This window comes from Bacterioplanoides sp., from assembly GCF_965226395.1.
In the GTDB taxonomy this organism is placed as follows: Bacteria; Pseudomonadota; Gammaproteobacteria; order Pseudomonadales; family Oceanobacteraceae; genus Bacterioplanoides.
Genome location: NZ_OZ245358.1, coordinates 2,453,619 through 2,468,299 on the forward strand (window position 1 = coordinate 2,453,619; position 14,681 = coordinate 2,468,299).

Annotated in this window: 15 protein-coding genes; 8 read left to right on the forward strand and 7 right to left on the reverse strand. The window is 44.8% G+C overall.

The window, feature by feature from the left end; genetic code table 11:
- Positions 1-24: 24 nt before the first annotated feature.
- The 3 genes from ACO05E_RS11405 to ACO05E_RS11415 are packed head-to-tail and all read left to right on the forward strand — an operon-like array spanning position 25 to position 3,322.
- On the forward strand, positions 25-720 hold the full coding sequence (locus tag ACO05E_RS11405) for a hypothetical protein (protein ID WP_419813059.1): 696 nt from the start codon (positions 25-27) through the stop codon (positions 718-720).
- On the forward strand, positions 720-1,490 hold the full coding sequence (locus ACO05E_RS11410) for a hypothetical protein (protein WP_419813060.1): 771 nt from the start codon (positions 720-722) through the stop codon (positions 1,488-1,490). Before ACO05E_RS11405 ends, ACO05E_RS11410 begins: the two co-directional genes overlap by 1 nt.
- Positions 1,490-3,322, forward strand: a complete 1,833-nt coding sequence (locus tag ACO05E_RS11415; protein ID WP_419813061.1) for a V-type ATP synthase subunit A — start codon at positions 1,490-1,492, stop codon at positions 3,320-3,322. The genes ACO05E_RS11410 and ACO05E_RS11415 overlap by 1 nt, the downstream gene beginning before the upstream one ends.
- 117 nt (positions 3,323-3,439) lie before the next feature.
- Here ACO05E_RS11415 and ACO05E_RS11420 read toward each other — a convergent pair whose 3' ends face one another.
- Both ACO05E_RS11420 and ACO05E_RS11425 read right to left on the reverse strand, forming a co-directional pair.
- A complete protein-coding gene (locus tag ACO05E_RS11420; protein ID WP_419813062.1) occupies positions 3,440-3,919 on the reverse strand; it encodes a hypothetical protein in 480 nt (159 codons plus the stop codon).
- A gap of 74 nt (positions 3,920-3,993) precedes the next feature.
- Positions 3,994-4,626 (reverse strand): hypothetical protein, encoded by a 633-nt coding sequence (locus ACO05E_RS11425; RefSeq protein WP_419813063.1) that lies wholly within the window; start codon positions 4,624-4,626, stop codon positions 3,994-3,996.
- A 304-nt stretch (positions 4,627-4,930) separates the two neighbouring features.
- On the opposite strand from ACO05E_RS11425, the gene ACO05E_RS11430 reads away from it, so the two are divergent.
- Together ACO05E_RS11430 and ACO05E_RS11435 are read left to right on the forward strand one after the other, a co-directional pair.
- On the forward strand, positions 4,931-5,344 hold the full coding sequence (locus tag ACO05E_RS11430) for an IS110 family transposase (protein ID WP_421722733.1): 414 nt from the start codon (positions 4,931-4,933) through the stop codon (positions 5,342-5,344).
- A 5-nt stretch (positions 5,345-5,349) separates the two neighbouring features.
- On the forward strand, positions 5,350-5,706 hold the full coding sequence (locus tag ACO05E_RS11435; protein WP_419813065.1) for a transposase: 357 nt from the start codon (positions 5,350-5,352) through the stop codon (positions 5,704-5,706).
- A gap of 188 nt (positions 5,707-5,894) precedes the next feature.
- Here the strand turns inward: ACO05E_RS11435 and ACO05E_RS11440 are convergent.
- Positions 5,895-7,078, reverse strand: a protein-coding gene (locus ACO05E_RS11440; RefSeq protein WP_419812805.1) for an IS3 family transposase whose coding sequence is annotated in 2 segments (ribosomal slippage) — positions 5,895-6,796 and positions 6,796-7,078 — 1,185 coding nt in all. Because the reading frame shifts where the segments join, the coding sequence is not laid out codon by codon here.
- 119 nt (positions 7,079-7,197) lie between these two features.
- Here ACO05E_RS11440 and ACO05E_RS11445 point away from each other — a divergent pair.
- Positions 7,198-8,979 carry an Eco57I restriction-modification methylase domain-containing protein gene (locus tag ACO05E_RS11445; RefSeq protein WP_419813066.1) on the forward strand — a complete coding sequence of 594 codons (1,782 nt, stop codon included), beginning with the start codon at positions 7,198-7,200 and terminating at the stop codon, positions 8,977-8,979.
- On the opposite strand, the gene ACO05E_RS11450 is transcribed toward ACO05E_RS11445, so the two are convergent.
- Together ACO05E_RS11450 and ACO05E_RS11455 are read right to left on the reverse strand one after the other, a co-directional pair.
- Positions 8,959-9,999: a hypothetical protein gene (locus ACO05E_RS11450; RefSeq protein ID WP_419813067.1), complete on the reverse strand. Its 1,041-nt coding sequence runs from the start codon at positions 9,997-9,999 to the stop codon at positions 8,959-8,961. The genes ACO05E_RS11445 and ACO05E_RS11450 overlap by 21 nt on opposite strands.
- Positions 9,989-10,234 carry a helix-turn-helix domain-containing protein gene (locus ACO05E_RS11455; protein WP_419813068.1) on the reverse strand — a complete coding sequence of 82 codons (246 nt, stop codon included), beginning with the start codon at positions 10,232-10,234 and terminating at the stop codon, positions 9,989-9,991. The genes ACO05E_RS11450 and ACO05E_RS11455 overlap by 11 nt, the downstream gene beginning before the upstream one ends.
- Positions 10,235-10,678: 444 nt before the next feature.
- Between ACO05E_RS11455 and ACO05E_RS11460 the strand changes: the two genes are divergently transcribed.
- Positions 10,679-11,053, forward strand: coding sequence for a carboxymuconolactone decarboxylase family protein (locus tag ACO05E_RS11460; protein ID WP_419813069.1), 375 nt, complete (start codon positions 10,679-10,681; stop codon positions 11,051-11,053).
- 29 nt (positions 11,054-11,082) lie between these two features.
- Here ACO05E_RS11460 and ACO05E_RS11465 read toward each other — a convergent pair whose 3' ends face one another.
- Both ACO05E_RS11465 and ACO05E_RS11470 read right to left on the reverse strand, forming a co-directional pair.
- Positions 11,083-12,135 (reverse strand): ABC transporter substrate-binding protein, encoded by a 1,053-nt coding sequence (locus tag ACO05E_RS11465; RefSeq protein WP_419813070.1) that lies wholly within the window; start codon positions 12,133-12,135, stop codon positions 11,083-11,085.
- Between the two features lie 305 nt (positions 12,136-12,440).
- Positions 12,441-13,034, reverse strand: a complete 594-nt coding sequence (locus tag ACO05E_RS11470; protein ID WP_419813071.1) for a helix-turn-helix domain-containing protein — start codon at positions 13,032-13,034, stop codon at positions 12,441-12,443.
- A gap of 270 nt (positions 13,035-13,304) precedes the next feature.
- On the opposite strand from ACO05E_RS11470, the gene glnT reads away from it, so the two are divergent.
- Positions 13,305-14,636, forward strand: a complete 1,332-nt coding sequence (glnT, locus tag ACO05E_RS11475; RefSeq protein ID WP_419813072.1) for a type III glutamate--ammonia ligase — start codon at positions 13,305-13,307, stop codon at positions 14,634-14,636.
- Positions 14,637-14,681: the final 45 nt, after the last annotated feature.

The following is a 14,681-nucleotide window of genomic DNA, read 5'->3' on the forward strand; positions in this document are numbered from 1 at the left end:
CCACAGCGAGCCAGGGAGAATATTATGAAAAAAAATACACCCGAGCGTATTTCCTCCGGTATTGATGAACTGGTTGATCGTTTAAAAAATGATGGCATTCAGGCCGGGCAACAGCAGGCACTGGATATTGTTGCCGAAGCGGAAAAACGCGCCGACCTGATGCTAAAACAAGCTAAGGAAAAATCCGCAGCGTTATTAAAAGAAAGCCACGAACAAATTGAGCGTGAGCAACAAGCCGCTCAGGATGCGTTACAGCTGGCATTTCGTGACATGGTGCTGGATATGAAAAACGCCATGTTAGAGCGTTTATCTCAGGACTTCTCGCGCGAGATTTCGCAGCAAGCGGCATCGGTACCACTGTTAGAAAAAATTATTCTGGAAGCAGTACGCCTGATCAGCTCGGATGTGCGTGTTAAAGCGGATACAGGAGTGACGGAAGCCGAAGTATTAATTCCGCAACAAATGATGCAATTAGACGATATTCGCGCTAACCCAGAGAAAGCCAGTGAAGGGCCATTAACGGATTTAGCCGCACACTTATCCGCACAAATGTTCAGTGAAGGCATCAGCTTTGCCGCCGGTGAGCAACAAGCGGGTATTGTGATGAAACTCAAAGGGCATGATATGCAGGTGGATATCAGCGATAAAGCCATTGCCGATTTATTGCTGAAATATTTGCAACCGCGTTTTCGTGCCTTGTTAGAAGGCGTGATCCACTGATGGCTAACCTAAGCGGCTATCGTCCGGAATCCGGCGAGCAGGTTGACTGGCACAATCAGGATCAGTACCTGAGTTTGCTGACTGGCTTACCGTCTCACTTATCGTTATTTTCTGCAAAAAAAGCGCCGATATCACGCTTAGCACTGGATAAAAAACTTACGGCGCTGACGCCCCAACATCGCAGCCTATTGGAAGATATCGAAGGCATATTGCAGTGGGGATATTTATCACCTCAAATCAAACACGATTGGCATAATTCACTGCCTATTTCGGTGATAAAACAGGTGCTGAATACCATCAGCGATCCGGCGCTGAATCAACTGGTGCGCGATAAACTGGATTTCCGCACGTTAGTTGGTGCGTTGCGGCATCGCTATCAGGAACCGTCTTTGCCATTGAGTGGTGACTGGACAGTTAGCCGCTTTAAACAAAGCATCGAAAATAACTGGCAAGAACCGTATTTTCGTTTAGAACACGCTCGGCCCTGGCTGATAGAAGCCAAACAATTAATGGATGACGACGAACCTCTGTTATTAGAAAAACTCTTGTTGCAGGTAGCCTGGCAACATTTATCACGTTCTCACCCCGGTTTACCGGTGACTTCCGGTGGCGAAACCTTCAGCTTTTATGCCGTCGTGGTATACGTATTGAAGTGGGACATTATTGAACGCTGGAGCCGTTATAACGCCGAGCAGGCCAGTCAGCGCTTTCAGCAATTAATCGATAGCAGCATCAGTGGTCTGCCCGAAGACTTTCATGGAGAATTTTAATGAGTCAATTTAATCAGGATATCAGCGCACGGGTGGTAGCGGTACAGGATGATCTGGTGACCATTGAAAGCATTGATAACGATGGCAAGGTTGCAGCGCTGATTAAAAATGAAGTGATTTATATTCTGCCGTCGCGTTTGGCGCATGATGGTCAGGCTAGCGAAGGACGACAAGAATGGTTAAAAGCCGAAGTATTACGCATTAACGGTAAACAGGCCGATGCTCAGGTATACGAAAGCACCACGGGTGTGGGCGTGGGTGATGGCGTGGTACAAAGTGGCGAAATGTTATCGGCTGAATTAGGGCCGGGTTTATTGGGCATGGTGTACGACGGCCTGCAAAACCCGCTGGAAGCATTGGCCAATGACTTCGGTACCTTTTTGCCACGCGGCGTTGAGGTTAAGGCGCTGGATCAGGATAAAAAATGGTTATTTAAACCCCTGGCACGCTCGGGTGATACCGTCCGTGCGGCACAAGTGTTAGGCACCGTGGCGGAAGGACGTTTTACCCATAAAATTATGGCACCGTTTGATTTAAACGGTGACTGGAATCTGGACTGGATTCAGCAGGGCAATGTACAGGTGCGTGAGTTTATTGCGCAGCTGTCAAACGGTCAGGGTGTTGAACGGAAAGTGTCGCTGCAACAACGCTGGCCAATTCGTAAACCCATTGCCCGAGCACTAACTGAGCGCGGTGTGGCTCAGCGTGAATATCCACAACAACCGTTATCCACCACCATGCGACTGGTGGATACCTTTTTCCCCATTGCCAAAGGTGGAACCGGTTGTATCCCCGGGCCGTTTGGTGCCGGTAAAACCGTACTTCAAGGGTTAATTTCGCGTTATTCCGATGTCGATATTGTGATTGTGGTAGCGTGTGGTGAGCGTGCGGGCGAAGTGGTGGAAACCATTCAGGAATTCCCCAATATGCCAGATCCAAAAACCGGCGGTACTCTGATGGATCGTACCATTATTATTTGTAATACCTCGTCAATGCCGGTGGCGGCTCGGGAAGCGTCGATTTATATGGGCATCACGCTGGCCGAGTATTATCAGGCGATGGGCTTTGATGTGTTATTAATTGCCGATTCTACCTCGCGCTGGGCGCAGGCGATGCGCGAAACCTCCGGGCGGTTGGAAGAAATTCCCGGTGAAGAAGCCTTCCCGGCGTATCTCGATTCGTCAATTAAAAATGTGTATGAGCGGGCGGGGGTATTACAGCGCAAAGATGAAGATAAGCCTGGCACGTTTACCATGATTGGCACCGTGTCTCCGGCCGGTGGTAACTTTGAAGAGCCGGTAACCCAGTCGACTTTGGGTACGGTAAAAACCTTTTTGGGTTTATCGGCCGATCGTGCTTACAAGCGTTTTTATCCGGCGGTTGACCCGTTATTAAGTTGGTCGCGTTATCTACAACAGTTAAAACCCTGGTTTGAGAAAAACCTGGAAATTGGCTGGACCGATCGGGTGATGCAGCTGCGCGAATTATTAGAGCGTGGTGAAGAAATTAACCGCATGATGCAGGTGACGGGTGAAGGGGGCGTAAGCCGGGATGACTTTATTCTTAGCCAGAAAGCTTCGTTATTAGATATGGTGTATCTGCAACAGGATGCCTTTGACGATGTGGATGTGTCAGTGCCAATGGCACGCCAGCAGGCGTTATTACACTTGTTAGAAAAGGTGATTGCTCACCAGCCTGCGATCGAAAGTAAAGGCGCTCTGCGTGACTTTTATACTCAGCTGACGGGGTTGCTGAAGAATCTTAATTATTCGGTGGATAAAAGTCCGGAGTATCAGCGGTTGCTGGCTGAGATTGAAGGACGGTTGGTTTAATCGGATCTGATTTAAAAAGGCATGCTGTAGCAGTTATCCTGCTGCTACAGCAATTATAGGTTGAATGTGCTGTTTTGGCCGGTGTGCTGAAAGATCACGGTTGGTTTTAGCCACTTGTTATGCCTTTCTTCTAGTTATAATAAAATACATAGTTTGACCTGTTTTTCTAGAGTAATGAGCTGAAATAAAAAATCCTTCGAACTCCCACCTATCATGACTAGGGTTAGGAAAATCCACATCAACCTCCCCTTGACCAATTTTCCAAGTTCTTTGTGGGGTACTCTTTGTTATCAAGTCTTTTCTGGTATCACTAAAATTAAATCCTAGCGGAATATCTCCCTTGTATTCTTCATGGCCATCTTTCCCTTCAGAATATAGGAACATACTTTGAATTTTTCTAAGGTTTTTAGTTTTACCACCTTGTGCTCCATCATCAGGCTCAAAAAGTAAATCTACTCCATTGTTATTAGAGATTGCATATTGAGACCCACAACTTGGCCTTTCAATTTTGAATGAAGGATTAGCTTCGAAAAAATAATTTACTTCACCTGAATCAATGATTTTTCCAAATAGATTAAATAATTCTGATGTTTTCATATAAATCCATTACATTCCGATTTTTCATAAAACCACTTCCACAGGCTGCTTGGTAGCTTGTTTTTAGACGCTTATTAGGAATTTTTCAGTTCCTGATACAGTGTTGATGCCGTGTTTTTAGGTAGGCCACTCAATACCAAGCCTTGAATAATGTGCTTTTCGCTTTTAAAGGCATCAGTGGTATTGCTATAAACTCCCATTCTAACTAACTCCTCGCACATCCATGTGACATTTGCATTTAGCATACGAATTCCAAAGTAACTATTAATTTGGTACATGTGAAATATCTCCGAGCTCATACGTAACCAAATGAGTAATCGTTGGTCTTTTATTTGATCAAAACTTTCTGCTATTTTTGATGCTGAAGGAGTTAAACTAGGAGATACGATATTTAAAATTTGATAACTCAAATCAATTAGATTTTCGCAGCTCTCTCTGACCTGGCAAATTCCTCGCTCACAATATTGCAATTCGCGCTTAAATTCACCTACCTCAACCCTATACCAGTCTTCGTTGTATTGGCCAAAACTAGGCCAGGAAGACGTTTTGTATGGGAGCTTCTTAGCAAGCTTACGTAATTCCCGTTCGTATGTATCCACTGTCTTAATTGATAGCAGTGCAGAGAAATCAGCATACGAAATATAACCTTTAGTTAATGGCTCTTCCCCTGTAGTAATTGATAGCAATTTAGATTCGTAGTTTTCCATACTGATGCCTAATGCCTTTAGCAGCGTCTGAGAGAAGCGAGACCCAGTCCCTGCGTATTTTTACTGGGACGATGATGGTTATACTTGTATGGTTCAATTTCCATTGTTAACCGCTGTTTCCTTTACCGATTAAATAGTAAGGTGAAGCCCGTAGCTAGCGGCAACTAGTTACCGGAGAAGTAATCCGATGCATGCCAGATACTCGATATCGTTAACAAGCCTGGATGCTTCTCCGACCCGATTTTAACTCGAACAGTCGAATGGGCTTCAAGCCCGAATTTAGCAAGTACGGGATGCTATGACAATGAATAAACAGGATATGGGTGTAAACGTCGGAATTGACGTCGGTAAATTCCAGTTAGATATATTTATCTGGGAACGAGATCGTCATTTTACGGTAGAAAATAATGATTCAGGTGTTCGTGAAGCGATTAAAATTTTGAAACGATATAAGGTTCAATGCATCGTAATGGAAGCAACGGGTCGCTATGAAATGGCCTTTGCTACGGCTGCTTTTGAGAAAGGCTTACCTGTTGCCATTGTGCGACCGATCTTAGTTAGACAGTTTGCCAGAGCAGCGGATCAGCTCGCTAAAACAGATAAGATCGATGCAGCTATCATTGCTCGCTTTGCCGCTTTAATGAAACCGAGATTAACTAAGCAACGTAGTGAAAATCTGCAGTTAATCAAGGACTTGGTAGTAGTCGCCGGCAGTTGATTGCCATGCGTACGCAAGAAACCAATCGTGCCAAAGTTATGGGTAAGCAGAAGGAGCATTCCTGCACTCGCATCGTTAAAGAGCTGAATAAAGACATTGATTGGGTAGAGACCAAGCTTGGTGAGCCTACCTGGAATGACCGCAAAGAGATCTTGTCCTCAGTTCCCGGCGTTGGTAACGCTTTAATCTGGACGTTGCTGAGTGAGATGCCAGAATTTGGTGCTCTGAACCATAAACAAATCAGTGCGCTTGCTGGTCTTGCTCCAATTAATCGTGACAGCGGTAAGTCACAAGGTAAGAGAAGGATATTAGAAGGCCGCCACAGCGTTCGTACAACGCTTTATATGGCGACATTAAGTTAATCCGATTATTGGTGGTTTTTATCGTCACCTGGTTAAACAGGGAAAGCATAAGAAAGTAGCTTTGACAGCAGCTATGAGAAAGTTTTTAATCATCCTGAACGCTATGGTTCGGGATGGCTTGGAGTGGGTTTATTAATTAATTTTTAGCTACGGGTGATCTTGCCCCGATAAAACGGACACATTACTTTTCATGCTGCTATTCGTTCATATTCCATTGGTGAACAGTAATTGATACCCGAATGCAGCCGTTTTCTGTTGTAAAAGTCATTAATATAACGAGCTAAAGAATACTTTAACTCTTCTGTCGTTTTAAATTCTGTCTTGCGTATCAACTCGGCTTTCAATGAATGAAAAAATGACTCCATATGTGCGTTGTCCGTACATTTCCCAGGCCTGCTTAGACTATGTTCAATACCATGCCGTCTCAGCTCTTTTTGATACTCTGCACCTCTATATTCAACACCACGATCAGTATGCAGCATCAGTGATTCTGATGGTTTTCGCTTACGTATCGCATTGATCAGCGTTCTTCGAGTGACGGCGGTTGTCCTCTTCGTATCCAGGCTCCAGCCAATAATTCTTCGTGAGTAGAGGTCCATGATCACAGACAAGTAATGCCAATTATTTTTAACCTTGAGATACATTACGTCAGCAACCCACACTTTATTTTTTCGCTCAGGAACTTCACCATCTGGTCGGAGGTTTCCTCCAGAAGCCAGAAAACGTCTCATACCTGGTGCTCGGTACGTTACCCTTGTGACTCTGGCAATGAGGCCCATATTGCTCATAAGCCGAGCTATACGCTTCTTGCTAACACTGATGCCCTGTTTATACAGTGCTTTCCAGATGCGTGGGCTTCCATATCGGCCTTCGCTTTGATTCCATATTTTTCTGATTAAGCCTTTAAGCTGATCATCTCTTCGATCTCGCGTAGAGGGCTTACGATTTAACCAGTCGTAATAGCCACTCCTTGATACACCAAGCCATTCGCAGGTTCGTTTAATGCCTAGCTCTTTCCCGAACTTCTTGATGAATCGATATCTTGCTGATGTTCCTCCGCAAGAAACCGTTGCCACTTTTTTAACAGATCAAGCTCCTGCTTCAACTTTTTATTCTCGGCTTCAAGCTTTTTCACTTTCGACAACTCTTTTTCTTGCTGGCTTGCTGCATCTGTCAACTTTTTACGTTTGTCTGCCACGATCTTTCCTTCACGATATTCTTTCCGCCATCGTGACAGCATGAACGGATGAATGTCGAGCGTATTAGCTACTTCTTGAACCTGAATACCTGAGATCAAACTCAACTGAACGGCTTTTACTTTAAACTCGTTGGAATATTGCCAGGTCTTTCTAGGGTTGTTGTACTTTGGCATTGGACACCTCAATCTTAATTAGATTTCGGTGTCCGTTTTATCGGGGAAAGATCAGGGTTGAATCACAGTCGCTTGTTAGGTGCATTTGGTGCTTTCAATACTCTTTAATGAACAGTATAATGATGACTATAAGTATCAATTATGTAGGCGCAAATATGGTAAGTAAACCCAATATCGCAAGATACACTGATGTTGACAAGCAGAAATTAGATGGTTCAACTTACACTCCTAAATTACTAGCAGATTTCGTAGCCAAACAAATGTTAAGTGTATTTAACATACCAAAAACAGGCGATATAAGGGTGCTAGATCCTGCATGTGGTGATGGCGAACTACTTAATGCTTTAATACTAAATGTAGCGCCGCGCTTGAGAAAACGGCTTGTAGTTCGTGGCTTTGACACTGATCCTGATGCTATTAAAAATGCAATCAGTAGGCTGCACGCTAAATATCCTAATTTAGATATACAGCTAGAACAGAAGGATTTTCTCCAACACACTCTTAACCTACAAGGCAGTGATGATCTTTTTTCATTAAACGAGCAGGCTGAACCATTTAATTTAGTCATAGCCAACCCTCCTTACGTACGAACTCAAGTAATGGGTGCTGAACAGTCAAAAAACATAGCTAAAAGTTTTAACCTTAGCGGGCGAGTAGACCTCTATTACCCTTTTATTTTGGGTATATCCAGAGTCCTTGATAGCAATGGAGTTACTGGCGTAATCACTTCAAACCGATTCATGACAACAAAATCAGGTCAAGATGTTCGTAGAGAAATGCTTACTCGCTTCAATTTATTAAACATTTGGGATTTAGGTGATACAAAGCTATTTGATGCTGCTGTTCTTCCGTCTGTTTTTGTTGCAACAAGTAATACCAGTAAAGACATCACAGCCGATAAGATTTTGTTTACATCAATTTATGAAACCAAAGATGAGCCCACCACTAAGTCTCCTAATGCTCTAGATGCTTTAACTGAGAAAGACGATACTGTTACAGAAGTTCCTGATGGTAGGTTTTTCAGAGTACGTAGAGGCACATTAGCGAGTGGTGAAACTCTAGAAAGTGTTTGGAGAATAGCTACAGAGCAAACTGATCAATGGCTTGATACAGTTAAAGCACACACATGGGACACATTTAGCCGTATTGGAAAGATACGAGTGGGCGTGAAATCAACAGCGGATAAAATTTTCTTACGTAGCGACTGGAACGAACTGCCAACTGGAAGGCCTGAGCTATTGAAACCACTTATTACCAGAAAATGTGCTCAACGCTTTAAGGCACAACTCCCTGAAAACCCAAAGTATCGAAAAGAGATACTTTATCCTCATGAAACCACCGCAAACGGACGCTCAGCGGTGGATATAGGTCTATATCCAAAATCAGCTCGTTATTTAGAGCAGCATAAAGAAAAGCTAGAAAGCAGAAAGTATCTCATCGATGCAGGTCGTAACTGGTATGAACTTTGGGTACCTCATGACCCCGCTGCATGGCCGTTACCAAAGCTAGTATTTCCAGATATATCAGAAAAACCTATGTTTTGGATGGACACAAGTGGCGGGGTGGTAAACGGGGAATGCTATTGGCTTCAATGTAAAAATGAAAGCGAACAGGACCTTATGTGGCTGGCACTTGCAGTGGCAAACTCATCATTCATCGAAGTTTTTTACGACCATAAATTTAACAACAAGCTTTACGCGGGAAAAAGAAGGTTTATTACACAATATGTAAATCAGTTCCCGCTACCCAATCCAGATTTAACTGAGTCTATAGCGATTATAGACTTAGCAAAATTGATTTACGAAAAAACACCATCAGCGGAAGCAGACAAACTAGCCTCTGAACTTGAGGCCCTAATCTGGAAAGCATTCGGCTTTGACTCAAAAGAAATTACTAGGTAATGGAATTTGAATCTTCCCATTACTCACCTTACCTTCGAATTGCCTAAATCTAGTAAAGAAGTCAGCGCCTGTACTTACATACACATGGGTCAGCGTAACAACCCTACCATCAGTATTTGCATAAAAAATAACGTAACGAGTGTCGCGATGCTTTGGGTGGTAACCTCCAAGTTGCTGAACATCTACATTCTCTGAACTACTTGGTAGAACTAACCCCAGATCTATTGTGGGCGATGTTTGTAGTTTCACTTCTAGCAATTGATGGCGAATATCTGGAAACTGACCTTTATCTTCATAACTACTATAACCTAAATACTCACAAACCAGACGGTGCAGTCCTTCACCGCGATTGCGCTCCTGATCAATGCCTGGGTCGGCAAACTGACAACCTACAAGTGGAGATAAGCGATTGAATATTTCCTGAATTGGCAGCAATGAATTTGACTGGGGTTCACTTATTGGGCTAATAGCACCTGAAAGAACTGCATTCGAGTTCAAAAATGGAAAAAGCTCTGGTGTATCAAAATTTGAAATCAACTCATGACTTTCGGGGCCAATCACGAGGCCTGCTTGATATTTTGTAGTTATTGTTCCCGTGGTGTCTAAGTTTGCTAACTCTTGACCATTAACCACCCTAACTTCGGTAATAATATCCTGCTCAGATATTTGAATTAAAGCATACCTTCTTGTCGCTGAAAGCTCTTCATTCCAAATTTGTAAATTCCTAGATTTTTGTGTGTAGATGTCTAGCTGCTGCCCAAAAAAACGTGGCTGAGTTTTTTTAAAAGAATTAGGAACTGGATACCCAAGAGCTGAGCAAACTGCCTGCTTAACGACCTTGGATCTAGTTCTTAACGCTAAGCCAGCTAAATTATGCCCAATTAAACCATCTCTTAATAAGGCTTCTAGTTGTAAAGTTGGAATCCATAGGTTGGCATCGCCAACTTCGATTGGTGAATAAATGTCAAAGCCAGAAGCTTCGATGGATAATTTAAAATCAATTGGATTTTTAATTGTCACTATTAGTTCTCGTTGTAAGCAATTCCGTGACGCTTACTCCAAGAGATTCAGCAAGTACTTCTAAAGTACTTAAAGTAACATTACGCTCTTCTCGTTCAATTGAACCAATATAAGTACGATGTAATTCGCACATATCGGCTAACTCTTCCTGTGATATGCCATGCGACTTTCTAAAAGCACGGATATTCTCAGCGAGAGTGGAGCGCAATGAAATACTTGGGGATCTAGGCATCATTCAGAACAGTTTAAAAAGGAAACATTGTTCCAATATGATGACTATGACTCTACAGACTATAAGTAGCATTCGTTACCGCTTCAAACTTGAGGGCACCTAACAGTTTATTCGTGTGCGCGCCTGATATCTTAGCGAGAACTTTTCGAGCAACTAATTGATTTCACGTTGAAACCTTCCTTAGCAAGATAACTCCCTTCCAGAAAAGCGTGCGCGCACACTATTTCGGCCACGGCATGCCTACTATTTTGTAAACCACTTCCGTAACCCATGGAATTTACTAGTGTTTAAATTATCACCTACTGAGAAAGCGGGCAAGCACGAAAGTAAGGTTTGCTTTCACTCCTTGAAAATTTGAAATCATACTGGCTGCATACCCAGCCTTTGTAAGAATGCTATTATCCAGCCACCAACAGCAAGGCTAAAACAAAGCAACAGAGACACAACATGAGCAAAGAAGATTTCGATAACGGCTTAAAGGTTCGCAAAGAAGTAATGGGCGAAGCATTCGTCGATAAAGCCATGGGCAACACCAGCGCGTATATGGAGCCTGCGCAGCAGTGGATCAATGAACACGCCTGGAGTTCGGTATGGCAGCGTGACGGGTTAGATCGCAAAACCCGCTCGTTAGTCACGGTTGGTATGCTGGCGGCGTTAAAAGCCTCGACTGAGATCAAAGGCCATATTCAGGGCGCTTTAAACAATGGTGCAACGGCGGAGGAAATCCGCGAAGTGTTATTACACTCCGCAGTGTATTGTGGCGCGCCCGCCGCCCAGGAAGCGTTACGGGCGGGCAAAGAGTTGTTAGAAGATAAGTTCTGACACTTTAAAAAGACGAATTATGCGGAGCGTTACAGCTCCGAATAATTCCACTGGGCTTTCTGAATTTCAGCCTGAGTAGAGATCAGCCCTAATTCATTAAACGATTTTTGTACCCGTTTATTCAGCACATCCGCATTGTGCTTATAATCCGGGTTCTGCAGAAAATTAATATTATCTTCGACGGTAACAAACTGAGCGTCGTAGAACATTTCTTCAATATCCGGAATTGCTTCTTTATCCCCTAATAAAATATCCCCGGCAGCGCTGGCCAGTTTCATTTTTTCCGGATCCGATAGGTTTTTCATCAATTTCGGAACCTGCTGCCCGGCGCGTACCAGTGCACCAACAAACTTTTTCACTTCCTGTGGGTATTGTTCTAAATAATCAGAGCGCACCACATAGACGTCGGCAATAATACGGCGTGCGAACATGGTAGAGATAATCATACGTGCGCCTTTAATCGAGTCTTTTTTACCCGTACCCACCTGACGGCCGGAAGTAATCGGGTAAGCATCCGGAATAATCATAAAGGCAGCATCAATATCCGGCTCGGTTAATGCCTGTGGTGGCGAGTCCGGGTGCATGGTCAGTTCTGGCAACCATTTCAGGGTAACGTCATTGGTGGATAATCCGGACTGTTCCAGCACGGTGGTCATAAAATCCACGTGTGGGCCATAGGCCTGTACCGCAATGGTTTTGCCTTTCAGGTTTTTGACTTGCATAGAGCCGTCTTTGGCAACCAGGGTGTCACCACCCCGTGACCAGGTCAGCTGGTGAATAATCACCGGGCGGGTGCGTGGGTCGGCGTTAATAATATCCAGCGCCTGATTACACATACCAATGGTGCAACGCAAATAAGGCGAACGGCCAGACATATAGTCTTTTACCTGCTCCTGAAATACATCCTGTTTAACCAGATTAATATTTAATCCGGCCTGTGCCATCAAGCTGTTTGGCTGGGTGGTCAGGCTGTTGCCATTGGCAAAGATGGAAACCAGTTCTCCACCCCAGGTAATAATCGGTACCTGAGTTGGCCCGGCGGTATCGACCTCACCCACCGGGGTTCTGATCTGTTGTGCCATGGGTTCCGGCTCAATATAGCCGGGAGCCGCGTTGGCAAAGAGGGAAGCAATACTTAAAAACAAAAAGCTAAGTGATCTAAGCACAATATTACCTTTAACAATCAGAGGATGAATGAGCTCGTCAGACAACGATGGCGGGAGTGTAGCCGTTAGCCCCAAGGTAAACGAATGGATTTGTGATTTACTACTGCTGGTTGTGACAAAGTTAACATTTGATATGGCGTAAACAGACCTGAGTCGCTTAGCCGTCAGAGCTGTTAATTATAAGGGCGGTGAACCGTCGGAGCCGTTAATCATCAGAGCCGTTAATCATCGGAGTAGTTAATCATCGACAGTAACTGAATGGGTACTTCCAGCAGGCGCTCCGGGCCGTGGGGAATTTCAGCATCAAAGGTCAGGCTGTCACCGGCTTCCATTTCATATAGGTGATTACCATGGCGATACACCAGCTTGCCGGATACCAGATAAATAAACTCTTCACCGGGATGCGAAAAGGTTGGGAACACTTCTGATAAATCATCCATGGTGACCATAAAGGGTTCAAAGGTGGTTTTGCCGCCACGCTGATAAGTCAGCAGTTGGTAGGTGTGGCCTTTATCGGTGCCACGGCGAACCACTTCCAGTCCTTCACCGGCTTTGGTGAACTGAGCGCCACCATCCGGGCGGTCGTAGTCATTAAATAACTTTGAGATCGGCAAACCGATGGCATCGCATAAACGGCTCAGGGTTTCCAGGCTGGAAGAAACCTGCGCGTTTTCAATTTTACTCACCATGCCCTGACTGATGCCGGAAATCCGGGCGACGTCGACCAGCTTCAGGCCTTCATCCATTCGTGCCTTCTTAACCTTCATGCCGATGTACTGGTCAAGATCGAACTTCTTATCCAGCGGTGTCGCCATATCGAAATCCTCTATGAGAGTGGTTAGTAACTGAGTCGCTGAGTGCCTTATCAAGGTGCGCCATATCCCATTGGTGTGCACGGATGCGGCTTAATTTCACCAGCCTGTTCTGCCGACAAATATTCCCACAATGAAAAAAAGTTTACCAGATCCTTATAATTCAAGGGTTTATCTTAATAGGAAATTAATATTCCCAAAAAGAAAGTCGTTGGCACGAACGGTGCTTTCTCTACAGGTAATTAAATTTACTGAAAGGAAATGGAGTGGGATATGTCACATCAGATAGACACTTTTATCGAAGATAATGGGATCAAATATATCCTGGCTCAGTTCGTGGATATTCATGGTGTTGCCAAAACCAAATCGGTACCGGCACATTGCCTGATGGACGTGGTGGAAAGTGGCGCCGGGTTCGCTGGTTTTGCCGTCTGGGGGTTGGGCATGGAGCCACATGGGCCGGACTTTATGGCTCGTGGCGACCTCGACACCTTATCCATTGTGCCGTGGCAACCGGGTTACGCCCGCATTGTGTGTGATGGCCATGTAAATGGTAAACCACACCCTTACGACAGCCGGGTAGTACTGAAAAAACAGGTGAAGCTGCTGGCTGATAAAGGCTGGACACTGAATACCGGGCTGGAGCCGGAATTCTCACTGTTTAAGCGCAATAGCGATGGCAGCCTGGCCATGGTGGATGACTCGGATGTGTTGGATAAACCTTGCTACGACTACAAAGGCTTATCACGCTCACGTGAGTTTCTGGAAACACTGGTGGAATCGCTGCAGCAGCTGGATTTCGACGTGTATCAGATTGACCACGAAGACGCCAACGGCCAGTTCGAGATCAATTACACCTATGGTGATGCGCTGGAATCCGCAGATCGGTTCACCATGGTGCGCATGGCAGCGGGGGAAATCGCCAATGATTTAGGCATGGTCTGCTCCTTTATGCCCAAGCCAGCGTCTGATCGCACCGGCAACGGTATGCACTTCCATTTATCAATAGCCGATCAGGATGGCAATAACCTGTTCCATGACGACAGTGATGCCAACGGCATGGGTTTATCCAAACTGGCCTATCACTTTACCGCTGGTTTATTGCATCACGCCAAAGCCTTATGTGCCTTTGCGGCACCAACGGTGAATTCTTACAAGCGCTTAGTGGTGGGCGGCTCGGCTTCCGGTGCCACCTGGGCTCCGGCATATATCGCTTATGGCGACAATAATCGTTCGGCCATGGTGCGTATTCCTTATGGACGACTGGAATTCCGCCTGCCGGATGCCGGTTGTAATCCGTATTTAGTACACGCTGCACTGATTGCCGCCGGGTTGGATGGAATTGAACGCGAGCTGGATCCGGGCGAGCCACAAAATATCAACTTTTACACCATCAGTGATGCCGAGCGACAGCAAAAAGGCATCGATATTCTGCCGCAAAATCTTAATGAAGCTCTGGATGCACTGGAAGCCAATAGTGTGCTGAAGGAACGTCTGGGCAGTGAAATTGTAGAGGAATTCCTGAAAGTAAAACGTGCCGAGTGGATTGAATACAGCCGTCATGTTTCCGATTGGGAAGTACAGCGTTATGCCGAGTTCTTCTGAGGTTATTCATTCAGAAAAAGCTTAAAAAATAGCTTTAAAACACGA